At 47.3% G+C, this 22,189-nt stretch carries 21 protein-coding genes and 1 tRNA gene; 6 read left to right on the top strand and 16 right to left on the bottom strand.

What is annotated here, in order from left to right:
- The first annotated feature begins 87 nt into the window (after positions 1 to 87).
- On the top strand, positions 88 to 480 hold the full coding sequence (locus QUB04_RS20490) for a DUF423 domain-containing protein (protein ID WP_333287131.1): 393 nt from the start codon (positions 88 to 90) through the stop codon (positions 478 to 480).
- Positions 481 to 575: 95 nt separating this feature from the next.
- On the opposite strand, the gene QUB04_RS20485 is transcribed toward QUB04_RS20490, so the two are convergent.
- A complete protein-coding gene (locus tag QUB04_RS20485) occupies positions 576 to 1,670 on the bottom strand; it encodes a hypothetical protein (protein WP_333287129.1) in 1,095 nt (364 codons plus the stop codon).
- Between the two features lie 860 nt (positions 1,671 to 2,530).
- On the opposite strand from QUB04_RS20485, the gene QUB04_RS20480 reads away from it, so the two are divergent.
- Positions 2,531 to 3,964 (top strand): phosphoglucomutase/phosphomannomutase family protein, encoded by a 1,434-nt coding sequence (locus tag QUB04_RS20480; RefSeq protein ID WP_333055871.1) that lies wholly within the window; start codon positions 2,531 to 2,533, stop codon positions 3,962 to 3,964.
- A gap of 369 nt (positions 3,965 to 4,333) precedes the next feature.
- Entirely contained in the window at positions 4,334 to 4,609 is a 276-nt protein-coding gene (locus QUB04_RS20475; RefSeq protein WP_333287127.1) for a LapA family protein, read from the top strand.
- A 14-nt stretch (positions 4,610 to 4,623) separates the two neighbouring features.
- Here QUB04_RS20475 and QUB04_RS20470 read toward each other — a convergent pair whose 3' ends face one another.
- The 3 genes from QUB04_RS20470 to QUB04_RS20460 all read right to left on the bottom strand — a co-directional run bounded on the left by QUB04_RS20470 (position 4,624) and on the right by QUB04_RS20460 (position 8,085).
- Positions 4,624 to 5,631 carry a hypothetical protein gene (locus QUB04_RS20470; RefSeq protein ID WP_333287126.1) on the bottom strand — a complete coding sequence of 336 codons (1,008 nt, stop codon included), beginning with the start codon at positions 5,629 to 5,631 and terminating at the stop codon, positions 4,624 to 4,626.
- A gap of 152 nt (positions 5,632 to 5,783) precedes the next feature.
- Positions 5,784 to 6,851, bottom strand: coding sequence for a hypothetical protein (locus tag QUB04_RS20465; RefSeq protein WP_333287124.1), 1,068 nt, complete (start codon positions 6,849 to 6,851; stop codon positions 5,784 to 5,786).
- Between the two features lie 559 nt (positions 6,852 to 7,410).
- Complete coding sequence (locus tag QUB04_RS20460) at positions 7,411 to 8,085, bottom strand: Npun_F0813 family protein (RefSeq protein ID WP_333055855.1); 675 nt, start codon at positions 8,083 to 8,085, stop codon at positions 7,411 to 7,413.
- A gap of 1,545 nt (positions 8,086 to 9,630) precedes the next feature.
- Here QUB04_RS20460 and QUB04_RS20455 point away from each other — a divergent pair.
- A tRNA-Arg gene (locus tag QUB04_RS20455) sits at positions 9,631 to 9,704 on the top strand.
- Between the two features lie 83 nt (positions 9,705 to 9,787).
- Here QUB04_RS20455 and QUB04_RS20450 read toward each other — a convergent pair.
- From QUB04_RS20450 to QUB04_RS20395, 12 genes are all read right to left on the bottom strand, one after another.
- Positions 9,788 to 10,105 (bottom strand): flagellar alpha dynein, encoded by a 318-nt coding sequence (locus QUB04_RS20450; protein WP_333287122.1) that lies wholly within the window; start codon positions 10,103 to 10,105, stop codon positions 9,788 to 9,790.
- 32 nt (positions 10,106 to 10,137) lie between these two features.
- Positions 10,138 to 10,455 (bottom strand): hypothetical protein, encoded by a 318-nt coding sequence (locus QUB04_RS20445; protein ID WP_333287120.1) that lies wholly within the window; start codon positions 10,453 to 10,455, stop codon positions 10,138 to 10,140.
- 122 nt (positions 10,456 to 10,577) lie between these two features.
- Positions 10,578 to 13,685 carry a DUF3987 domain-containing protein gene (locus tag QUB04_RS20440; RefSeq protein WP_333287119.1) on the bottom strand — a complete coding sequence of 1,036 codons (3,108 nt, stop codon included), beginning with the start codon at positions 13,683 to 13,685 and terminating at the stop codon, positions 10,578 to 10,580.
- A gap of 284 nt (positions 13,686 to 13,969) precedes the next feature.
- Complete coding sequence (locus QUB04_RS20435) at positions 13,970 to 14,281, bottom strand: hypothetical protein (RefSeq protein ID WP_333147232.1); 312 nt, start codon at positions 14,279 to 14,281, stop codon at positions 13,970 to 13,972.
- Positions 14,274 to 14,861 (bottom strand): hypothetical protein, encoded by a 588-nt coding sequence (locus QUB04_RS20430; RefSeq protein WP_333287117.1) that lies wholly within the window; start codon positions 14,859 to 14,861, stop codon positions 14,274 to 14,276. The genes QUB04_RS20435 and QUB04_RS20430 overlap by 8 nt, the downstream gene beginning before the upstream one ends.
- Positions 14,852 to 15,145, bottom strand: a complete 294-nt coding sequence (locus QUB04_RS20425) for a hypothetical protein (protein WP_333287115.1) — start codon at positions 15,143 to 15,145, stop codon at positions 14,852 to 14,854. The genes QUB04_RS20430 and QUB04_RS20425 overlap by 10 nt, the downstream gene beginning before the upstream one ends.
- Positions 15,136 to 15,399, bottom strand: coding sequence for a hypothetical protein (locus tag QUB04_RS20420; protein ID WP_333058050.1), 264 nt, complete (start codon positions 15,397 to 15,399; stop codon positions 15,136 to 15,138). The genes QUB04_RS20425 and QUB04_RS20420 overlap by 10 nt, the downstream gene beginning before the upstream one ends.
- A gap of 184 nt (positions 15,400 to 15,583) precedes the next feature.
- Entirely contained in the window at positions 15,584 to 15,802 is a 219-nt protein-coding gene (locus tag QUB04_RS20415) for a hypothetical protein (RefSeq protein WP_333148406.1), read from the bottom strand.
- On the bottom strand, positions 15,802 to 16,308 hold the full coding sequence (locus QUB04_RS20410; RefSeq protein WP_333287112.1) for a hypothetical protein: 507 nt from the start codon (positions 16,306 to 16,308) through the stop codon (positions 15,802 to 15,804). The genes QUB04_RS20415 and QUB04_RS20410 overlap by 1 nt, the downstream gene beginning before the upstream one ends.
- Entirely contained in the window at positions 16,305 to 16,781 is a 477-nt protein-coding gene (locus QUB04_RS20405; protein WP_333287110.1) for a hypothetical protein, read from the bottom strand. Before QUB04_RS20405 ends, QUB04_RS20410 begins: the two co-directional genes overlap by 4 nt.
- Positions 16,774 to 17,148, bottom strand: a complete 375-nt coding sequence (locus tag QUB04_RS20400) for a hypothetical protein (protein WP_333287108.1) — start codon at positions 17,146 to 17,148, stop codon at positions 16,774 to 16,776. Before QUB04_RS20400 ends, QUB04_RS20405 begins: the two co-directional genes overlap by 8 nt.
- 161 nt (positions 17,149 to 17,309) lie before the next feature.
- Positions 17,310 to 18,743 (bottom strand): hypothetical protein, encoded by a 1,434-nt coding sequence (locus tag QUB04_RS20395; RefSeq protein ID WP_333287107.1) that lies wholly within the window; start codon positions 18,741 to 18,743, stop codon positions 17,310 to 17,312.
- Between the two features lie 512 nt (positions 18,744 to 19,255).
- Here QUB04_RS20395 and QUB04_RS20390 point away from each other — a divergent pair.
- Entirely contained in the window at positions 19,256 to 20,884 is a 1,629-nt protein-coding gene (locus QUB04_RS20390) for a site-2 protease family protein (protein WP_333287105.1), read from the top strand.
- A gap of 240 nt (positions 20,885 to 21,124) precedes the next feature.
- On the top strand, positions 21,125 to 22,075 hold the full coding sequence (locus QUB04_RS20385) for a hypothetical protein (RefSeq protein ID WP_333287103.1): 951 nt from the start codon (positions 21,125 to 21,127) through the stop codon (positions 22,073 to 22,075).
- Positions 22,076 to 22,189 lie beyond the last annotated feature (114 nt).

The raw sequence follows: 22,189 nt of genomic DNA, 5'->3' as shown, positions 1-22,189 counted from the left end.
CTTCTTCCTTCTTCCTTCTTCCTTCTTCCTTCTTCCTTCTTCCTTCTTCCTTCTTCCTTCTTCCTTCTTCCTTCTTCAATAAATATTATGTCAACGCTAATTTTAATTCGCATTTTTATAGCAGCCGCAGCCGTATTCGGAGGTTTATCCGTTGCAGGCGGTGCTTTCGCCTCCCACGCTTTGAAAAATCAATTGAGCGATCGAGCTTTAACCATTTTTGAGACCGGCGCCCGATATCAAATGTACCATGCCCTGGCTCTATTACTCGTCGCTTTACTCTTGAGCCGCGCCCAAGAGTCTCAAATCTTTTTTGCAGTGACTGGATGGGCTTTTATTGCCGGCACAATCATCTTTTCAGGCAGTTTGTACGCCCTGAGTTTGACTGATATCAAATGGCTGGGTGCAATTACGCCACTGGGGGGAGTTGCTTTTATTGTTGGTTGGGGATGTTTGGCAGTGGCAGCTTTTAGTTTTAAATAGAGATTGGCAATTCCCCATGCCAAATCCCTCGGCGATAGTTCCGCTTTTTGACCCCATGCCCTATGCCCTATGCCCTTTGCCCTTTGCCCAATTCCCTAATTATCAAAAACATCCCTGGAAAACAGCTCTGTCAAAGTACGCAAGTAAGGTACAAATACCGTTAAATCTTCAGCAGGAAGCCGCTCGCATATTTCCCAAAACAAAATCAGCAGCATATCCTGCACTAACTCCCAACTTACATGAAGTTTGGGGTACAACATCACGCAAATTGGAAACAATTCTTGCTGTACCGGGTGAATGCTACCTTCCAAAACGCACCAGCACAAATAGCTTTGAAAAATCTCGACATCCCGGATACCAGAAATTTTTACCTCCCGATCGCTCAAATAGCCGCTGCTGCTGCGGTATCCTTGATGCTGGGCACTAGCTCGATCGTACACTGCACTAGCAATCTGAGTCGTGTGCTGCAACAAATGCTGAACGGCTAATAGAGCTCTTGAATTCGGGGGCTGATTCGCCGCAGCCTCGTTAATCTCTCCGTAGGGAATGTGCAGGTAGTCGTCTAAAACTTTTAAGTAGGGCGCAAATTCCGATCGCTCTGACTCCGAAAGACATCCTAACAATATTTTGCTAGTGTATTGAAACTGCATTGTCACAAATCCCAGCACTAACGGATCTGTCTCTGAGTATTTTCGCCTCACTTTGATAATATCTTTTCCCACCAGCACTGACAAGCGGAAAACAGGTTCTCTATCCGCATAAGCGTCTATTGCTTTCCGATATAAGGTGCGAGAATCTGCCGCAATTTCTAAAGAATTAATTAAACTTGGATCGATCGCGTGCCGCTCTATTTGTTTCCCTAAAAGAGCTTCTACTCTACTCCAAGCTATCTCGCTGGCTAATTTCAGGGTATCTGTCAATTTGTCAACTATTGGGGCCCTATTTCCCTCAAAATTAGTTAAATCGAGGCTTGGGAGAATTTGGCGTGGCCCTTGGTTCTCTCGTGTCGCAACTGTACTGTAATATTTTTTTGCCCAGCTAACTGCGAAGGAAGAAACGCTGACACCTTTAGCTTTTGGGAGTGTGTCAGTGTCGGGTCCGGTAATACCTTGGGACGCCTGACTTGGGCCGTGTTGAAGTTGGTCGGCTGCTGGTAAAGATTTTGAAGATATTTGTGAAATACCCGTCATGATAAACCTCGTTTTTTTATTAAGTCGCACCCGATCGATTCCCCTAATTTTTAACGTTGTCAACTACAATTTTCTGCATTTGTACGCTGACAGTCATCAGCCATTACGCTTAAAGCTATAAGCAATTTGGCTCGACTGCCTGCATCTTTTATAAGTTGCACGTTAATAACATTATTGATTGTGCGCTCGATCACCATCACCCTGTGATCGCGGTCGTCATTTATTTTTTTGACTTATAAAGAGGACGGAAAATAAATTTAATTTGTCTTAAAATTTGATAATTAAAGTCAAGTCTGCCTCAAAAAAATTGGTGCTTGAAATACTTTATCTTCGTTTTGTAGCGCTTTGGTCGATCGCCCTAATTTCTTAAAGAAGCTAGGCTACAGCACGATCGAGCGCTGACTTTGGTTAATTTATTTCCGTCGCTGAATTAGAAATGTATTGTGAGTCTGGCGATTGTTAGGAAACCCTAACAAATTTAACGATCGGCTTTTCTAAATAAAAAATTAAATTTAAGATTAGGATGAGATTTATGTGCATTTCGTTAAGGCTATTGCCAGGGCCGTTTTTTGCGATCAGTTTTTTAGCTTCCCCGCTAGCCCGCAATTGATCGTCGTGCATTCGATCGACCACCTACCCTTCAAAACCAGAATTAGCGAGTGACTCGCCCGGTAGCCCACACATTTTGCCAACTCTGACTTGTTCGAGTCCTCTGCCGGAGGCCCAAGCCTGTCCCCACAACGATAGGATTAGGCTGATGCGGGCCCCACGGGCGATCGATCCTCACAAACAGCACGGCCGGTATGTCTTTAAGGCTATGCCTTCGGGTAGGATTAGTAGGACGAGAGGAAGTGGAAAAAATGAGCGCTAGCAGCAATTCAACAGAAATTAAGTTCGGAACCGATGGGTGGCGGGGACTGATTGCCCATGACTTTACTTTTGCCAACGTGCGAAAAGTCACCCGTGCGATCGCCAGTTACCTAGAAACCGCTTACACAAAAGACCGCCCAGTTCTAGTCTCCTACGATACCCGCTTTCTGGCAGACGAGTTCGCCCGCACCTCGGCGGAAGTATTGGCAGATTTGGGATGGACGGTGAAAGTGGTCGATCGAGATTGCCCCACACCAGTCATCGCCTACAGCGCCAAGCATCTCAACTCTGCAGGAGCCCTGATGTTCACGGCTTCGCACAATCCCGCACCTTACTGTGGCATCAAATACATCCCCGACTACGCGGGCCCGGCAACCCCGGAAATTACCGATACAATTGTGGCAAATATTGCTGGTGCTTCTGATGCCCCAGCCAAAGGCAGCCACAACGATAAAATCTCCAGTTTTGACCCGAAACCCGAATATCTGAAGTTTCTTTATACTTTGATCGATGTGGAGCGGATTCGCTCTGCTAAGTTGAAGGTGAAGTACGACGCCCTCTACTCGACTTCTCGCGGCTATCTCGACGGGGTTTTGGAACACTGCGGCTGTGATGTCGAAAGTTTTCACACGTACCGCGACGTGCTGTTTGGTGGCGGAATGCCCGAACCCAAGGGGGAACAGTTAGTTGAGTTGGTGGAAGCTGTTAAGAAGGATTCGGCGGATTTGGGTTTAGCTACCGATGGCGACAGCGATCGCTTTGGTATTGTTGACGAGTTGGGAAATGTCTTGACTCCCAATACTGTACTGTTGCTGCTGGCGCGTCACTTGGTTAAGAATAAAGGATTGACTGGGGCGATCGTCCGTACAGTCGCAACTACCCACTTGCTGGACAATTTGGCCGCCAAGTACGGTTTAACAATCTACGAAACCGCAGTCGGTTTTAAATACATCGGCGAAAAAATGCGGGAAACTGCGGTGCTCATCGGTGGCGAAGAATCTGGCGGTTTGAGCGTTTTGGGTCACATTCCTGAAAAAGACGGGATTTTGGCTGATATGCTAGTTGCTGAGGCGATCGCCTATGAAGGCAAACCCCTTTCTCAGCTAGTCGAAGAAGCCATTAAAGAAGCCAACGGCCCCCTGTACAACAAACGTTTGGACTTGCACCTAGAAGAAGCCCACAAAGCAGCCGTTTTGGAATCTTTTACCAAGAATCCCCCCACAGAAATAGCAGGTATCGGCGTTAAGGAAATCGGCCGCAAAGACGGGATTAAACTTTATCTTGAAGACGGTGGCTGGGTACTGCTGCGGCCTTCGGGAACCGAACCCTTGATGCGCGTTTACATGGAAACCAATTCTGTGGAAAAAGAAAGCCAAGTTGCCCAACACATGGAAAAGGTAATTTCCCAGTTAGAACCTGTTTAAATTTCTACCTATTCCAACGGGGATTTTTCCCCTAGCGCTTGGGATTGTGAGGTGCGCCGAAGCGCACCTTACCTATTTTTGATAACTCTGGCAAAGCCTCTGAACATTAATCATCGATACTGCTGGGCCAGTTATATATTTGCAATACACTGGGATTTGTTAAAGTTTGGGATTTGTAAATTTATCTATTTATTTTTAATTTTTAATTAATTTAAAAAATTCCTAAATTTTTTCCGAATCTACTTGACTTTTATCCAGATAAAATTGTATATTATTAAATAATGGGGTGTTTGCAAAAATAAAATTTTCACACATATTCCGATTATAAAACAATTATACAAGTTAAATTACTAGCCTGTCAACCCGTTTATGAAAACAATTCCTCTGCTCGCCATTAGTTTTTTAGTAGCAATTTTAGCAAGCGCGATCGGCATTATCTCAGTGCAGAACGCCGCCCCAGTATCCTTAAACTTTATCTTTTTTCAATCGATACAAATGCCCGTAGGAGTAGTATTGGCAATGAGCCTGAGTGCAGGACTGATCGGAGGTGCGCTACTGCAACCGCTGTGGAACCTTTCAGATTCCCAAAACTCGCGTCCTAAATTTCCGGCAAATCCAGAAGAATCCGACACCGTACAATATTAAATAGATTTGAGCCATTAAAGGGAATATACCTGGCCGTCAATCAGCAGCCGAGTAATTCCCTTTGCTCGCAAATAAGGTGCTGCTTTTTGCAGCATACTGCTGTCAGGAATCTTGAAAACCCTTTGATTGCGAGTAGCAAATCGGCGGGCCACTCGGTGATTGTCAAACACTGCCAGGGTTTTCTCGCGAATTTCCGCCGCCGGAATTTGACCCAGTTCGCCAAAAGCTTTTAGAGGTCTGGTGATTAACTCTGCCGCCCGATCGACCACCAAATAACAAATTTTGGGCAGAGATGCTTCGCTTAAAGGCAAAACTTGAATCAGTCCTGTACCCCGAAGCTCGTTAGCGAAGCCCTCGAAGAGGATCGACTCGCCCGACGATATTGAACCCAGCAGACGGCCTTCAAATAGAGAGTCTTCATCGTCTAAATCTTCGTCGAAGTCGTCATCTAAATCATCCTCATCCTCATCCTCATCCTCGTCATCTTCCTCGAAATCGCTAAAATCTTCACCTGCCAGCAGCCCGGATGCTGGCAGCATTGCCTTTAGTTCACCAGTCACAACAGCGCGGTGGCTTCGATCGGCAAGATTGGCTGCTTGGGCATCTGGCACATCAGAAACATCCAAATCCGACTCTACATTCCCTCGAATTTCGAGTTCTGGAACTGGTTCTGGGACGGCTCCAGAACGCTTTCGGATCGTCGGTCTCGAATTTGCGGCTGACTGCTGGAGGGGGACTGACTCCGACAGGGGGACACCTACAGGATCGATTTCGCCATCTGCCGACGGCTCAGTAGTCCTCTCTGTCGGTTCAGAAACACTGGTGCGATCGGACAAACGCTTTTGTTTTTGCTGCACTAGAAATTCGTATTCCGGCCCCGACAAAGCCCCCTGAATGATGCGCCTCACAGTCGAACTGCTCACTCCGTAGCGCTTTGCCAGAGTGATAGTATTCTCGTTTGACTGTCGGTACAGCCTGATGAGTTCGCGTTTGTCTGAATCGGAGAGTTTTGTAGGCGTCATGCCAAGTTTTCCAGCAAAAAGACGTGAAAAGACGCAGGCTAGCTCAGCGAACTGTGATTTTTCATTTTCGATTTCAAGCTCACAGATGCCGACAAGGGCAAAACAGCTTTCGCGTCCCCATCGCTTGCCAAAGCAACCCTAACCTCAAATCGCTAGGCTGCGCGACGACTGCGCCTGCTCTGGCGAGAACGGGTTGAGATATCATGTTCCAAGATAGCTCCTATTCCGAAGAGGATGGCGCTGAAAACAAAAAAGACTTCCAGCAAACTGCCGCTTTGATAAGTACCCTCAGCCTGAGTATCGCGCCATTTAAAGTACATATCTGCGATGTAAAGCGAAAAAGTTGCAGCCGCAATCATCCTCCAAGATTGGGAAAAACGTCCTCCCCAAAACGCCAGCAGCAATGCAGTAGCAATAATCAGCAGAAAAACGTCCCCGACGATGTAAAACAAATTGATTGCATAGGCGTAAGGCGACAGTTGCTTGTCAAGTGCTATTACCCATGTGGGAGTTTTACTTGGTTCTGCTGCTGCTTCTTCTTCTTCTTCTTCGGGTGCGGATTTAGCAGCAGTCGCGGCTGTTCCTTTTACCATTGAGTTGGACGAATTTTCTAAACCAGGTTCTTTTGCCGCAGGCGCTGGCGCAGAGCCTGTCACTAATTCCTGGGTGGCTGGTGGAGACATTCCTAGCTGTAGCCTCCAAGACTCAGGTGCAGCAACCCAGATAGCTACAGCAATCCCGAAGGCTGCAATTCCCGCTAACAAAGCCCACTGCCAAATTTCTAGATTCAGCCGTTTGGAAGTCACAGCGATCACCATGCCCCCAATCAGTACCACATAGCTGCCCAGATAAAAGGCATCTGCGGGGGACACGTCCGGGTCGGCCTCGAAATACAGTTCCCAAATGCCAAATAGCACACCGCCGATAAAATAGAACAGCATCCCCAGACCAATGCCCAGCCAGACGTTGCGCCCGCTGACCATGTGCGGGCTTTGCCAGTTTCTAAAACAAACTAATGCAGCTCCCAGGTATGCCCCGCATTCAAAAATATAAGTGCCGATCGAGTACCACAGAGGTAAACCCTCTTCTGCTGAGAGGGGGACGCTGAACAGCAAAAAGAACAGCAGCGCCATGACAGCCCAGACAATGCCCACAATCACTAGGGTCTGAGCTGACAGTAAAGATGAAGATGTAGATGACTTTTCTGAAGTGCTACTCATAGGGATTCCACGAGACCTAACTAGCGGTTGAACGCACCCCATCTCAATCTTTGATTGGAGATGAGGATTCTTTCGCCAAAAAACCTTAAAAAACCTCGATCAGACGCTTCCGGGATAACTGGCGTCCTCAGTGTGTCGTCGGGGCTTTTGCCCTCGTACACTATAGAAAGACTAAGCAAGAATAATATCTATTTACTAATTCAATAAATTAGTTGTTAGTCGATCTTGTACCCGGAAATATAATGATAGACATACGGTATATGTCTCCACCCTTAAGGTTTTTACAGTACCAAATCTATCTCTGAAATTATACCCTCAAAGGTTGAGGTATCTGTTTTTTTGCTTTCCCATTCCCCTACTCATATCAATGATTCTAGGTGGGGAATGCGATCGAAACTTAGTTAAATTGCCAGACCATAGGTGGCATCCAAACCGAATCAACAATTTGGTTGGTCAATACAAGTGGGCAATCCAACCTGTATATCGCGTACCCCCTACAGTGCAATTATCTAAGATCCATTATCTCGACCCAATTGTCTGAGCAATTGTCACAGATTTTCTATCCTGCGATCCACAACTTGTTGAGGGCTGATTGTTTCAGCCAATCTAGAAACTGAGTCCGATCCGGTGCTGGCATATCTTGCAGCACATCGCTCACTCCCTCCGCGAAGTCCGTATTGCCAAAATATGATTTACCCAAGCGGTGGAGTTCTTGCAATAAGGTCTTGAGATGCTGCTCTTGCCAAGGAGGCACCTTGTGATTTTGCAAGGGACTAACGGTTAGCCAGTTTTTTATCGCATCAGGGGAGTCTGCCTGGGGGAAGTTTCCCTGCTGAAATACCTTGGCGATATCTTTCTGAAACGATGTGGCTTGCCTTGCGCCTAAGAGGTCTTCTACATCGAAGTAAACAGCTTGGAGGAGCAGCAGACAAGCCTGCGCGAACAGTGGTGCTTTGGCTGCTTCATTCCCTGCCGGTTCTTCACCGGCAAGCTGATCTAAACGGACTTTTCCCCAGACGCTATATCTATCCGGCTCTTCTAGCAGAACACAGGCTTTGCCTCGGTTGTCGGTTAAGTCCCGCCACAAGGCTCTGGCGTCTTCTGCTTGCTTGCCGTTGAAGGCGCTGATCAGGCGAAAAGTCTGCCCCTGATAATTGAGAATGGGAATTTGTTGATCCCGTTTTGGGTGTTGAAAATTGGTTATTTCAACATCCTGCCGTTTCAGAATAAACATGACACTGCGATTTGACTCCTGTCATGGCCGAGGTGCTGTGCTTTTGACACTCCCGATGCCTAAAGGCGAGGGGATTCTTGATTCAGCGAATCCACTTAAATTAGCAGGATTGCTCCCGATCACCCAGAGATGGTTCTGCTACACAAAACTTGGCTAAACTTATTTAAGTCTCACCATTCAATCAGGATTGCTCCTAAAGGGTCTGCTTCCTGTTTCACCCAAGGGAGTCGGCTCCTTCTTGTCCACAGGCGTTAATTCGGGTGTAGCCCGCCCTAATTGAGTTAATTTTAGTTGAAGCTTTTAGCCATGAGTCATCCAATATTTTCAACCAATTTAACGAAACGCGGACTCGCGTTCGACCTTGTAACAGGCTGGTCAGTTTTGACTTGCACGGTGGTTTACTCTCCCAGATAATTAAGCCTTTGTTTTCGGCACTGAGGTAATCATACCGCCCAGAATGTTAACCATTCAAGTTAAGTATGACTAATTTTAGTAAACTTTTTGGCTATTTAGTCCAACTCCTCAAGCGTTCCGATACTTTTTTGCTAACAAATGCTAACAAATATCTAAGCTGAGATTGTCTCTCAGCCTTGGCGTATAAATCAATGCACGAAGGAAAATCCCCCGCGCACAATTTAGGACTGCTGTACTGGCAACGCTTGATTTTCGCGCTCGTGCTGAGCAGGCGATTGACTGTTTTGCTTTGATGCCGTAGAGGAAGCTTATATAAAGGCTCCGTACCATCAGGGATTTTCACCTGAGTCTTTCAATCCTAGTTCTACCACATTTTTATCAAATATCAAGTCGAGCAGAATGTTAGCCAACATAACTCAATATCAGCAAATTAGTCATTCTGACTCAACTCATACCTCAAATCAGGGGACGATCTCTGGTTTGGCGGTAATGGGGTCAGCGTTTTAGGCTTTGCCACTAGGGGAGGTTAACATAACCAATAGACATCGGGGAAAAAGCACCTGTGACTCTTTTGCTGTCTGAGTTCCGTCTTAATGGGGAGAGATATCCGATCGACCAAATATAGGGGTTTCAACTCGACATCTAAATACTTTACCCGAGTTCACCAAAAAACGAGCGAGAAGCACCGGGCTACCGACATGGGGAGGAAAGCGGCTGCGACGACCGTCGCCGTGGAATGATCGCAACTTGAGTCGCAATGATATGATAAGTGCAGCGATTAAGAATAACCATCTACGTGTTGAAGCATTTTAGTTTCGGTGAGATTCCGGCACAGTAAGCCACTACTGCCTTTGAGCAGGAAGCCTATTTAACTGACAAAAAATATCAAAATGTGGAGCGTACCTATCTGGCATAAGTGATGGACTCCGAAAGCCGAAAAAAGCCAAAAGTATACGCAAAGCTTGGATTCGTCCATGCTGAGTGGGTAGAGGCGCATTGATAACGCCTTTGAAAGTCCCTTTGTGGTCTAATCAAGAATCCCCCTGATTCATCAGTGAGGAGTATCAAATAATTTACTTGCTCGATCGCACACTGCACCGATACAATAATCTTGTTAGCGATTTTTGAGTTGGGTGCGTAACTCAGTTGGATAGAGTAGCTGCCTTCTAAGCAGCGAGCCGCAGGTTCAAGTCCTGCCGTACCCGTTAGATAATCCTTTTGCGTAGTAAGAGTTTAAGGTTGACTAAGCTACCGAAAGCCTGGTTTTCCGCTCATCTTTAGCTCAGTCCTACTTTTCTAAGTAGCTGAGTATGTCCAAAACTGCCTCCATATCTGCCAAGTTTGCGCCGGACTTTTTGCGCCGCGCTTTTAACTGGTTGAGTAAGTCGGCCGGTTCTGGAAAATCGGGAAAATTTTTACTGGCTGCATCTTTTTTGGATTTTTGTCTTAGGTCGGAGAGTTCCCCCTCAATTCCCTCCCGATCGCGCCGCACTTCCTTGAGCTCTTGCTCCAACATCTGCACCTTCAGTCCCAAATCGCCGTTGCGCTCGTGTAACTCATTCAGTTCCTTATCCCATTCTGCAAGCTGCTTGTTGGCCGCTTTCAATTCCTGCCTGAGTGATTCATCGTTGCCGTCACTCAGGCACTCAATTTTCCCAAGCGTTCCTCAATGGCGGCCATCCGCTCCATCACGGGGTCAAGGCGATCGGCTACAGCTTTGTCTACAGTGTCTACAATTTCTGTAGACGCGACGCTATCATTGCTTCGTGTAAACAAATCTGTAGGTCTTGTAGACAGTGTAGACAGAGGCACTGTAGACAGTGTAGACGTACCTGAAACTTCCTTGAGAATGCGTTGTGCAGCTTGACTAAGTGACTCACCGTCTAGCTTCTGAGCTTCTATCCAGTTCAGGAAGTGACCGGATGCTCTGAATGATACGACTTGACTTTGACTCATTGTAGACACCTGTATACAGTATTTGTCTACAGTAACTGATATCTGTCTACACTGTCAACATTTTGTCTACAAGGCTAGTAGACATAAAGCCTACTAGCCACGATTCTTGACTCAGCCGAGGGTTAAAGCTTCATCAGGTCAGAAGCGTCAAATTCACCTTGCCGAATATTCTTAACAGGCTTATCGAACCTGACCAAGTAGCTAGTGCCAGCACGGCTGTAGAGATTGTCCACAACCTCACCTCGTGCACCTTGATAGATGCCGCCAACATCCTTGACCACAACCCGATCGCCTATCTCAAAAGTTCTAGGCTTCTTGGCAGAGGTTGCCGTAGATTTAGCGGTTTCTGTAGTACGGCTCATCATTGAGGACTGAGAGGTTTCAGGAGAAGGCGTAAAAGTGTCCCCAATGTCCCCATTAGAGCTCAATCCTATATTTGGCATGGTTTTGGAATTGGGGACAGGGGTGTCCCCAATGTGTCCCCAATTGTCCCCATTAGATTGACTTGATGGGGACACTGTGTCACTTAATGGGGGTATTGGGGACATAGTGGGGACAGGGGTGTCCCCATTTGTAACGCTTACGGTGTCTAGCTTGTAGCCCATTGGGGACATTGGGGACACGTAAGTGAGAGAGAATAAAATACTTCGCCCTTTACTTGTAACCTCTCCATAATTCATGGCTACTAATTCCGCGAACCATTCTTGAATTTCTTGATTTGACTTTCGGTGCTTTCCGTTGAAGGTCTTACTTACTTCGCGAACTGATACCGCGCCACCATTGCGTTCTGCCAGCGAGATGATTTTGGCGAGATTGCTTTCAAGTGCATCGGGACTGCAAACCTCAATATTTATGCTCAAAGCTTGCTGTGTCGTGTACTCAACCCACTTGATAGCAGCAGCAACTTGACAGGCAGGAATCTTAGAGGAAACCTCAATCCCCATGTGTGCAGCGTGGATACAGTGCAGGATGGTTGCGACGCGGCCAACTTTCTCAGCAGCCTTACCTAACATCGCCCGCATCCCTTGTTTGGGATGATTCAGTCGGAGTCGCTGGCAGTGGTTGTAGTAGTCCACAAACAACTTTCGGGCTTCCTCATCTAGCTCGAATTGCATCATCGGGATAGCGTCCACCCTTTCGTAGAGCGCTTGCAGCATTGGGTTGATGTCAATCTTTGACACCCCTAAAGTTATCTGAGTTAACGCTGGTGGCTGTTGCACAAAGTCAAATCGGGCAAAGGTTCCGTTATCGTCACTGCCATCCCCCAGAAAGGGTTCTAAGACCTTGGGTTGAATGTTTCCGTAAATAGAAAGGGAGACAGCACCGACGTTGACTGTAGTGCCGGCTGCACGTGCCACTACAGCACCGTTACCGCTCCAACATTCCAGCAAGTCCTCTTTGTCACTTCCCTTACCACTGCGGTACTGGTTGGCTGATTTGAAAAATCCTGCAAGCTCATCGCACAGCCAGAGTATTCCTTGAATGGGATTCCGTCCTACCATCCCCGCTATCCCCTCCCATGTAGCTTTAGTGATATAGGGGATTGTTTCTACAGGGGCATCAGGCGCGGGGCCCTTGTCCTCATCCTTGCTGTTTTTCCATTGTTCGAGCTCCTCTTTGTAGGCTTTTTCTTGGGCATTGAACTTCTCCTGATTCTTTTGCCGCATTGCTGCTAGCGGGTCTGTAATCATGGCGTTCAATACCGGAGTCTTCATCTGGCTTGACTCAGCGATTAGAGCTCCGAAGTAGCCAAAAGTCCGACACCGATACCTGTTCCATTCCTCCACAAGCATTGTGCTGCTGCCATTTTTTAAGAATCTTGAGACACCCGAAATCAGTGCCAGCGCGTAACACTCAGGCTTGAGGTTCATGCGTCGCGCTACTTCTTCGATCGGAGCGGCCAGAGATTCAGGGAAGATTTCGGAGAGTTTGACGCTGGCAGACTTGGAGGCAAGCAGTTGTTCAATTCCGACTCTCGTGTCTTCCTTGTTGGCTTCTTGCTCGGACTCTTGCTCAAGCTCGCGATAAATCTTCCAGACATCGGCAGAGTTGAGACGGTACTTTTGGGCGAGCTCGGAGATTTTAAGCTGTAGCTGAGATTTCTTGAGGTCGGACTCTAGCAGTTCTTCAATCTCTCCCCCTAGCTCAGAGATGTGGGGAACTTGAAATGGTTCAGGACGGACAACTTTTGCTGTTGCCTGCGAGGGAGTTGCGAAAATTTTCTTCTCTCCGATCGCCGCCTTTACTTGGCTCAGTGAAAGTTTTTCGTGGTCGATCCAGTCAGCAATGTCTAAGCCCTGATTCTTGGGTAAGTTCTCCCACGCCTTAGACTCTGGGAATGGATAGATCCACATCGCATCGGGGAAAAACTTAGCAACTTTTTCGGCGTGTTTCATTCCCGGTTCATCGCGATCGGGAATGATAACGACAACCTTTGTGTCTTTCAGATCCTTCGCGTCGGTGTGGGTAAATTTTCCAGCCCCGCCGATGTTAGTAGTTGCGGGTATCCCTATATTCCAGAGGGCGTCAGCGCAAGTTTCACCTTCGACTATGAAAATCGGTTGGCCTTGCGCGATCGCCTTTTTGATATCGGCGTAGCAATAAATCGGGATACTGGCGCGGTCAACTTTATTTGTGTCCTCTTCCTCTCCTAAACCAGGCAACCACCGTTTTTTGTCTTTGTCCCAGCGTTCTTGCCAGATGTTCTTCTTGCCTTCGCCGTCGTCTTCGCGACAGACCCGTGCCAGTCGCGAACCGTCGCGGGCCGGATATTCCCAGTAGCGAATACCTTTGGGTCGGATATCTTTGGTAGTTTTTTCTTTGAAGACGTACACACCGCAGCGGTCATCAGAACTTGTGCCGTCAAAATGCCACAGGTCAGGCTGTTGAGTTTTGGTGTGGTCAAAGTTTTGATGGCAGAGAACCATCTTCCCGTCGTGACTGATACGGCAGTCGCGGTCTTTGGTGCGTCCGCAGACCGGGCAAGGATTAGACTTGCGGCTGCTGATAAGATTTCCGCGAACACTTGAAACTTGACCGCCGATCGGAGTAGAATTGTTGTACACGAAATTTAGCTCGCCCACAGCGAGTTGAATGTGGATAGATGCAAAAGCCGTTCTTTCGAGTCGCCAAAACAAGAGAGGGACGGTTTTTTGCTGTGTGTATTTGTTGATTTTTTGAGCAATTAACAAGGTTGGCGACGCGCTCGTGTCGCCTAACCCCGATTGCACATTAGAGGATTAGGGAAATACTGGCCCCAGGTTACTGTTGCTATCCGACGGCATCTCTCTCACCTGTAGGCATAAGCGCTTCCCTTAATCCCTTTTTCTCAGCCGCAGAGCCAGGTTGACTTCACTTCGGATAAGCGCGCATTCTCATTATAGGAGTCTTGCGCCTTGACATAAACCGAAAACGTAAAAAAAACGTACCGAAAACGTACCAAAACTCACTCGTCGGGTTTAAAGGTAAAAGCACTAGACGAGTGAGTCAGAACAAGGCTTTCGGCGCCGCCAAGTCAGAGGGACTCTTGTCCGAAATTTCGGACGGATTTTTCTGCACCCTGACCACCCAAAACAGCATCCCACGGTCGAGGTTGTGGTTCCCCCGGTGTTGGTGTTTCCGGGACTGCTACCCCAAGATGAGGTAATTGCAAGTCGTTGAGGTAGTAAGCGTACTGATTGCCATCCCCTCGTTGCGGGTAGAACTTGCCGTTAGTTTTCCAGAAGAAATCTTTACCTCGCAAAACCGCCAATACTAACTCTATTTCTGACTTAGTACCAGTCAATCTTAGGGCTGCTGTTGTTGGGATGTTTGGCTGTTTAGTCATTACTTTCCCCCTTCACAAACGGCATCAAGAATTCATACTCAGCCTTCGCGTCCCGGTAAGCTTGGCTACTGCCTGCCGACACTCCCCAAACTTCTTTAAGGATTTTATTCTTGCCAGTGATGCCCTTGGCGTGGCATCGCAGAATTAGTTCGATTTGTTCGCGCTGCTTGGTGGATAAATTCACTACTGCGAGTTCGCCAGAATCCCCAGAAGTCTGATTCAGTAGCAGTTCCAGTGATTCTCTTATCGAATTGAGTTCTGTCTCTTGTTCGTCTGTTCGTTCGTTTGTTGCCAGAATTTGTTCTGCTTCCTGTTGTCTTTGTTTCTGAGAAATGTATACGCTGGCACTGATTTCATCCTCGATATCTTCCTTAATCGCTCTCAGTTTCAGTTTCTCGATTTCTCCCTCGGCTGCTAGTTGACGGGCGATATTGCCAGCGGTAACAGCACAAGCAATCGCAGCACACAAACTGACACCTTGCAGCGCTTTGTGAGTGTCTAGCTTTTTGTCCAGGGCTGCTAGTGGAGTCAGCCAAAGAACTACAGAAGATGCACTCAATACAAACAGTTTTAGCTGCATGAATCCTCCCCCTTTTTGAGCGAATGATAACTACCATTAACTGATTCGGCAATATGCTGTGCTGTGGCGTCCCAGTCGATAGCATCACAGTCCTCTTTGATTTCCTCAAAAATCAAGTTTTGCAGCCAATCTTCAAATTCTACGCGATAGTCAGAGCCGTCACTATCAAACAGTTCTAAGGTATTTTTGTCTCGTCTAACGGAGTTGAGATACACTATACCCTCTGCCTTTTTAAGCTCAACCCAATGAGAGAAAACTTCCTCAAAGTTTATTCCTAGCTGCATAGAAACACCCCCAAACCAATCAGCAACATCGCTAAACCGCCGATTAAAACAGCCTGTAAGTCAGCCACTGAAATCTTAAGCAACTTACTCAGGGAGTAGTCAAGCAACCAGCTTAACCCCCAAGCAATCGCAATCGCTGCTAACAGGAATGAGACGGCTTTCATCGCCATTGGATGCAGACTCGCTATCCACCCCAAAAGGGAGAAAGCGACGCATCCGGCAACGAAGTAGTTAGCCAGATACATCGCTTTCATTATTTCTTGCCTCCACAATAAACTTTGAGATAACACGGAAGCCCCGGTGCTATCTCTTTCATGTGCTTGGATGCTGCGTTTAACGCGTCGTAAGCATCAATCTGATGCTCCGATTCAAGCCCAATTACTCGGATAGTTCGCTCAGTCGAGGGGTCAATGGCGAAAACTTCGCGGTGATACTTTTTCATTTTTTGCCTCCTAGCACTGCATCCCAAGGGCGGGGTTGGGGAGTAGCTACAGCGGGGGCGCGAAAATTCTTTAAGGCAGATGAGTAGCGGTTAGGACTGACAGCCTCGCCTAATTTAAGTTCGCTGCCTTGCGTGAAGGTAAAGCCATTTGCTTGCAGGGCTTCCTTCATTGCCTCTATCTCTTCCTTTGTGCCTGAGAGCCAGATATATTCCATTAGTTCGCCCCCGTCAATTTTGCTTTAATCGCATCAATCCGGGTGCGGGCATCGCTGTCAGCTTTATCAAGTCTTAGCCCTTGCTTGGCATATCCTTCGCGTAGCCCGTGTAGTCCTTTGGCGTAGGTAGTAGTTGCCCTTATCTTCTTTTGTTCATTGCCAGCCACTACGCCTTTGTATTGGTAGTGGGCTTTATGTACCTTCGTATCAGCGGTATCAATCCGAGAAAGCGCCCCGTACATCTGTTTGGCGTACTTAGCACCAGATTCTTTCTCTGTTGCCAGTGTCCGCACTGCTTTTGCCTCTTCCTTTGAGGCATAGCGGGGAGTATCAACCACCGGCACAGAACGGATTGAATCAAAATTGCCGGGATTCATTGGGCTTAAGGCTTGTCCATCAGTGGCGGCCAATACCTTAGATTTGTCGATTGCGTGTCCGCCGTCGTTGCTGGTAGTCATTTTTCCAGCATCAGAATTGCCGCCGAATAGGCGTAGTTGTAAGCTCATAATTTTGTCCCGATTTGAATGTTGATGCGAACTGGGGATGGGAATAAATTCAAGGGATTGATTTGTCGCCACATAGACATCGCCAGCACAAACACCCCCGCCGATGCGAGTACAAGTGCGATGAGTTGCCCAAAGTCAACCCAGTCTAAAAAGCTGGTGGAAGTCTGGCGGGTAAAACCACACACAGGGAACGAACCGTCGTTAGTCCAATCTAGGGTGTCTACACTGTCTACACGTTCTGAGTCAAGCGGTTCAGGCGTGGTGTCTACAGTGTCTAGCACTATGTCTAGTGGTACGTCTAGCACCGTGTCAAGCGATTCACCGTCAACGAGGTACAGTTCCAGCAGCGCTTCCCATGTAGCAGTTTTGCTGAGTTTCCCGAACTGTCTGGCGTCTTCATTGGTGAAGCCACGGTCAAAGGCGATCGCCTTTAGTTGGTCAATGCGACGGTAGCTGACAGTGGGCTTAGTCATGGCTAACAAGCCTCAAATCACCGCCAATAGTCAAGTGTTCGTCAAAGCAGGGATAGGAAGAATCCGGCATCCCCCCACTCGTCCAACTGATTAGGTAAGCCCAAGTTTGTTCGTAAGGATGCCAGCAAATACCAAGCACTTCCCCGTACTCAATACAGTCCTGGTCAAATTCGTCAGTCCAGTGGTCAGAGACTTTGTTGCCGATGCAGAATTTCGAGGTCGGATATTTCTTAGGGCTTTCAATAGCTGACTGAGAACGCGGCACAAAAAACAGCAAAGCGGCCGATGCGATTTTCTGCAATAACTCGCGACGGGGAAACATTAAGAGTTGCGATCGTCCGTTAGGACAATCGGCTGAAAGTGGCATAATTTATAGGCTCCAAACGTTGAGATAGAACGGTTTGGGGAAGTCGTGGTTTGTTCGGTGTGACTAGCACCGCTCAACCGCGCATCAATCTTCCTTAGTTACTCACGATTGCAGACTTACACTTCCTTGTCAACACAGGGACTGTAAAGTTTTGTTTCAAGTTATTCGGCAAGCAACTCCATCACTTCGTGGGGCGTAATGCCGTAAATAGCGGCTAGCAGTTTGACATTTTTCACATCACTTCCTAACTGTTTAAGCACTCCAATTGCACTACCCAATGGAATAGCTTCTGTTGTGGACTGAGTTAGTAAATCAATCGTTGTCTGAGTATTGGCTCGTTTTTTATAAGTACCTTCATTCATCTGTGTTGAATGCCCCAAACTCTTAGCTCTTGTCTCCTGAGACATCCCGGCCATTTGACCGTTGAGATTCGCTAAGTGACGTAAAGCGTGGGTTTGGGTAAAGCCTTTGTCCCATCTTCTTAAGATAGTTTGTGCGCGGTCACTGTATAGCCCACTAATCGTCTTTGGATTGTTTGACGATGTTCTAACATCAGGCAAGTTGCCTGACTTGATTTCTAAACATTCCATCAAATCAGGATGAGTAGGAGGGAGCATGGGTATACACAACCTGTAGCCCGTCTTAGTTGTAGTATCTAGTAACGTCTTATCGCCTACTACGGCAATCATTTGTTTGTTTATCGGTTCATTCAAGGCAGGAATAATAACACCATCTTTCGTCTTAAATGGCTTGTCAATATTCTGAATCGCAAAAACTTCATGAACTCGAAAGCCATACACCAACTGCATTGAGAATACCCACATCCACCGCCTACGTGATTCCAAATGGTATCGTTTGTTGTTGGGAACAGCTAAAACCAATTCGCGAAGTTTTAAAAACTCATCAACCGATAAAGTTTGAAGGTCTTCACGAAATTCTGTTTGTCTACCGTCAATCTCTTTGAGCCTGCCCAATAAGTCGGTACTGTTAATAGTCTCAGCAAGTTTTTTCATGGCAGACAAGCAATTTTTAAAGCAGTTGGTTCCTTGTTTTTTGCCGTTAACTGCGGACAGAATATCTGTTAGGTTTACGACCCTATCTTGTGGCAACAGCTTATAGTAGTCACCGTAAACGGCACTCCAAGTACGTTGCTGACTAATACTACTCCTGTCACGTTGTTGACGGCGTTTAGTGCGTCCATCCCAGTATTCTTTCTCTACTTTTGTTATCGCCTGACCAAACGTTATCAAATCATTTTTGATGACGTTTTTATCCAAAATAACATCATCATACCAGGCTAAAAACCGACTCTCGCTAGAGAAGGACTGTAAACCGCTAGCAACTAGATGAGCTTTCCTCAGAGCATCAGTGATACCTTGCATGGTCAGGTAGCACCCACAAGTCTTGTTGACCCGCTTGTCACCTAACTTGAATTGCAACGTTATGTAACCACCACTCGCTTTCCTGTCTCTTTTTAGCCCTACGCCCTTGGGGCATTCTTTCTGTGCTTGTTGGAAGTAGTCTAGAATCCGCTCGTAGCCAACAAGGTAGTCTGCGGTGGTACTTGCAGTGACAGGATTAGATTTTTCGCTCATCTCTCGCTCCCTACTCTGATAGTGCTGATTTCGACTGATGCACTCAGCCTACAGCAAGTCGCTCAGTGTTCGCTCAAATCAAAAACAGGACTTTCAGAGTGGGTGCAAAAAATGGCTAGAACGACGGAAATTCGTAATTCAAGAGCGAGGCTTTGATTCAAGTCCTGCCGTACCCGTAGATAAAACCTAATAGCATCAACGCTTTGAGCCGTTCTTTACCGAAAAGTAGAGAGCGGCTTAAACCTTATTTGTTTCGCATTTGTTTCGCATTTTGTTTCGCACAACAAATGCGAAACACTGCCTATCTGGGTCAGGTGGTATCCCGGCATCCTGTCGGTAGACACTGCTACCCTTCTGAGTATAGGTTTGCCACAGCCGATGTGCTATCATAAAAAGTCGATTGTGTCAATAGCCTAGCTCCTGCGATGTTCAAACAGCAACAGCAGGTTGTGGGCCGAGTAGCCCTCAGAGGTTATCCTTAGTAATCAGGCTAGTTTCCGACAGGTTTGGATATGTTCCCAACAACTCTATTTCATGTTCCCCAAAATTTAATGCTATTACTCGACCGCAGCGCGATCGACCAATTAGAGCCCCTATTGGCGCAAGCAACCGGAATGCCTATAGTTGCATCGGAAAATACGGCAACAATTGCGCTCGTATTGGTTGCTCTGGGAATTCTGGGTTGGGGATTTTATCGCGCCAGACCTTTTGGCAAACTGGGAATTTTGGCTTGGTTGCAGTCTGTTGCGCTGATGAGTCCCTGGCTGCTGTTCTTTGGTTTGTTCGCCGCCGGAATTTACCTCAATCTAGTGGCGGTATTGTTGCTGCTAGTGGCATCCACGGGATTGTACATTTATCTGGGCCGGCAATTGCGTAAGGCTGCATCTGATACAGTGCTGCCGAGGCCGGATGCTGCTGAGGTAAAGTCCCAAAGCGATGCTTTCTCGGCCCCTGAGTCGCAGCGACCACCAGGCCCAGAAACCATTAAGATCGTCACCTCGTCGCCTGCGAATAATGAATTACAAATTATTCCCGTTCCAGTGGAAGACCTCAAGGCAATTAAAGGCATCTTTGGAATTGATACTTTCTTTGCCACAGAAACGATTCCCTATCAAGATGGGGTAATCTTGAAAGGCAATCTCCGGGGAGACCCAGAACAAGTACACTCACGTTTGACGGCAAGTTTGGAAGAAAGATTAAACGATCGCTACCGTCTATTTTTAGTAGAAAATCAGGACGAGAAGCCCGTAGTTATTATCTTGCCCAGCACCAACGACCCGCAGCCAACAACGGTGTCTCAAAAAATCCTAGCAGTCGTGCTGCTGCTGGCAACAATTGCTACTAGCTTAGAGACAGGCGGTTTGCTGCTAAGTTTCGATTTCTTTAACTCGCCGGCTAGATATCTAGAAGTTTTGCCAATTGCAGCGGGAATTTGGGCGGTTTTAGGCTCTGGGGAAATTGCTCGCCGAGTGCTGGCAAATCGGTACAAGGTTGGCTTGAGTTGGCCGTTTTTTATACCAACTTTGCAGATAGGTTGTTTTGGCGCGATCGACCGTTTTGAGTCGCTGCTGCCCAACCGTAAAGTTTTGTTTGACATAGCTTTTGCCGGGTCAGCGGCTGGGGGAATAGTTTCTGTGCTAATGCTGGTAACGGGTTTGCTGCTGTCTCACCCCGGCAGTTTGTTTCAAATTCCCGCAGAATTTTTCAAGGGCTCGGTTTTGGTCGGAACTTTGGCAAAAGTGGTTTTGGGTTCGGCGTTGCAGCAGCAGATTGTTGACGTTCACCCGCTGGTAGTTATCGGTTGGTTGGGCTTGGTAATAACGGCGATTAATTTGATGCCGGCGGGACAGTTGGACGGGGGTAGAATCGTGCAAGCCATCTACGGTCGGAAAATAGCCAGCCGCACTACTTTGGCGACTTTTGTGGTGCTGGCCATCGTTTCTTTAGTTAATCCTTTGGCCCTGTATTGGGCGATCGTGATTCTGATTTTACAGCGGAATCTGGAGCGGCCGAGCCTCAACGAGCTGACTGAGCCTGACGACGCTCGCGCCGCTTTGGGTTTGCTAGCTTTGTTCTTGATGATTGCTGCGCTGTTGCCGTTGACTCCGGCTTTGGCTGGCCGTCTGGGAATCGGGAACTAGCAGTAGTCGGGCATCTTTGGTAATAGGCTCTTGGGTTGCGGTAAATTAGTGGAATCTAGGAATTGAGCGATCGAACTGAGAACTGAAGGGCGATCGGGTTCCTAACTACTAATTTCCAATTAAGAGCCCCGCCCGGGGCAATTTATCTATTACCAAAAGTTGATTTTTTTATAACCCAAAATTTGTTTAAACTTGATCAATTAAGTTTAAATAACTTATCTGAGCCTATAGGATAAAGTCATGGCTAATCAACTTCCTCCTGTATTGGTAACTTTTGATGCAGATGTTTTAATGACTGGCAGAACCCAAGTGTGGCAAGAATATTCCAAGGTGGGAACTTGCTATATCCCGGAAGTAGTGTACGACGAAATAGATCGTCTGACAGGGCAAGCGGTGGAAAAAGCTCAAGAGCAAGTAGCTAGAGAGTTTATGCGATTTTTTGCCGACAGTGGCTGGATTGCAACTGACGCTCAGGAAACACACCGAGCTCTCGAACCTTCGATCAAAAATCAAAGCAAGCCAGCAATGCTCGTGGTGGCCACGGCTCAGTGCGTTTACGGTTTGGCTCAGGAACACCCGGAGGCATTGGTGATTTTTGTTTCCAACAGCCAGCCTCTGCTGAAGCGGCTGGCTTCTGTAGGCGCTACGAATCTCTGCGGGATTACCGGGGCGATGCTGTTAAATTGGGCGAGGAAAGGGGAACGCCCGCCGGCGGCGACTCAGCAATTGCAAAGTTTGATGCGTACCCTCGCCGAGCGCAAATCGACTCAGCGCCCTAACAGCAGAATTCAGGATGCTGCTGTTGGCCAAACGGGGGCTTCTGCTAGCAAGTTAACGGGAACCCGCGCCGCTTCGGAGCTAAAATCGCCCAGCAGTTTTACTAAAACTAATAAAACGGGTTTGACTCAGAAGCGCAGTGCGAGTTCGCGCCCCAAAACGTCGCCCCGCAGTCGCGAGGAGTCGATAGATTACGAGCCGGCTGTATATCGCATGAAACATATTACACCTCCGAAAAAAAGGAACAGCGGTTTTCTGTCTAGTGCGTTCAATTTTTTGGGAGCGTTATTTTTCTTGACGGTAGCGGTAGGTATTTTGTGGCGAGTGTTCGATGTTAAGGGTTTTAGAAAGACTTTTGTGCCGGCTCTACCACAGCCTGTGCAACAATTTGTTAAGTCGATCGACCCTAAATAATCTGGTTTTCTGAAAATTTCACCTTCTGATCCCCTGGCATCGGAATAATAAAATCGAGTCAACACTTAACACTCAACCATTCAGTTTTTCGACTCCTCCTTCTACAACCCACAG

It is taken from the genome of Microcoleus sp. D2_18a_B4 (assembly GCF_036702475.1).
GTDB lineage: Bacteria > Cyanobacteriota > Cyanobacteriia > Cyanobacteriales > Microcoleaceae > Microcoleus.
Note: the sequence above shows the minus strand (reverse complement) of the source record. Positions and strands in the feature narration are given on the sequence as shown.

Bases quoted from the DNA above. Each gene is read 5' to 3' on its own strand.
- QUB04_RS20490 (WP_333287131.1), top strand. From the start codon at position 88: ATGTCAACGCTAATTTTAATTCGCATTTTTATAGCAGCCGCAGCCGTA.
- QUB04_RS20485 (WP_333287129.1), bottom strand. From the start codon at position 1,670: ATGACGGGTATTTCACAAATATCTTCAAAATCTTTACCAGCAGCCGAC.
- QUB04_RS20480 (WP_333055871.1), top strand. From the start codon at position 2,531: ATGAGCGCTAGCAGCAATTCAACAGAAATTAAGTTCGGAACCGATGGG.
- QUB04_RS20475 (WP_333287127.1), top strand. From the start codon at position 4,334: ATGAAAACAATTCCTCTGCTCGCCATTAGTTTTTTAGTAGCAATTTTA.
- QUB04_RS20470 (WP_333287126.1), bottom strand. From the start codon at position 5,631: ATGACGCCTACAAAACTCTCCGATTCAGACAAACGCGAACTCATCAGG.
- QUB04_RS20465 (WP_333287124.1), bottom strand. From the start codon at position 6,851: ATGAGTAGCACTTCAGAAAAGTCATCTACATCTTCATCTTTACTGTCA.
- QUB04_RS20460 (WP_333055855.1), bottom strand. From the start codon at position 8,085: ATGTTTATTCTGAAACGGCAGGATGTTGAAATAACCAATTTTCAACAC.
- QUB04_RS20445 (WP_333287120.1), bottom strand. From the start codon at position 10,455: ATGAGTCAAAGTCAAGTCGTATCATTCAGAGCATCCGGTCACTTCCTG.
- QUB04_RS20435 (WP_333147232.1), bottom strand. From the start codon at position 14,281: ATGACTAAACAGCCAAACATCCCAACAACAGCAGCCCTAAGATTGACT.
- QUB04_RS20430 (WP_333287117.1), bottom strand. From the start codon at position 14,861: ATGCAGCTAAAACTGTTTGTATTGAGTGCATCTTCTGTAGTTCTTTGG.
- QUB04_RS20425 (WP_333287115.1), bottom strand. From the start codon at position 15,145: ATGCAGCTAGGAATAAACTTTGAGGAAGTTTTCTCTCATTGGGTTGAG.
- QUB04_RS20420 (WP_333058050.1), bottom strand. From the start codon at position 15,399: ATGAAAGCGATGTATCTGGCTAACTACTTCGTTGCCGGATGCGTCGCT.
- QUB04_RS20415 (WP_333148406.1), bottom strand. From the start codon at position 15,802: ATGGAATATATCTGGCTCTCAGGCACAAAGGAAGAGATAGAGGCAATG.
- QUB04_RS20410 (WP_333287112.1), bottom strand. From the start codon at position 16,308: ATGAGCTTACAACTACGCCTATTCGGCGGCAATTCTGATGCTGGAAAA.
- QUB04_RS20405 (WP_333287110.1), bottom strand. From the start codon at position 16,781: ATGACTAAGCCCACTGTCAGCTACCGTCGCATTGACCAACTAAAGGCG.
- QUB04_RS20400 (WP_333287108.1), bottom strand. From the start codon at position 17,148: ATGCCACTTTCAGCCGATTGTCCTAACGGACGATCGCAACTCTTAATG.
- QUB04_RS20395 (WP_333287107.1), bottom strand. From the start codon at position 18,743: ATGAGCGAAAAATCTAATCCTGTCACTGCAAGTACCACCGCAGACTAC.
- QUB04_RS20390 (WP_333287105.1), top strand. From the start codon at position 19,256: ATGTTCCCAACAACTCTATTTCATGTTCCCCAAAATTTAATGCTATTA.
- QUB04_RS20385 (WP_333287103.1), top strand. From the start codon at position 21,125: ATGGCTAATCAACTTCCTCCTGTATTGGTAACTTTTGATGCAGATGTT.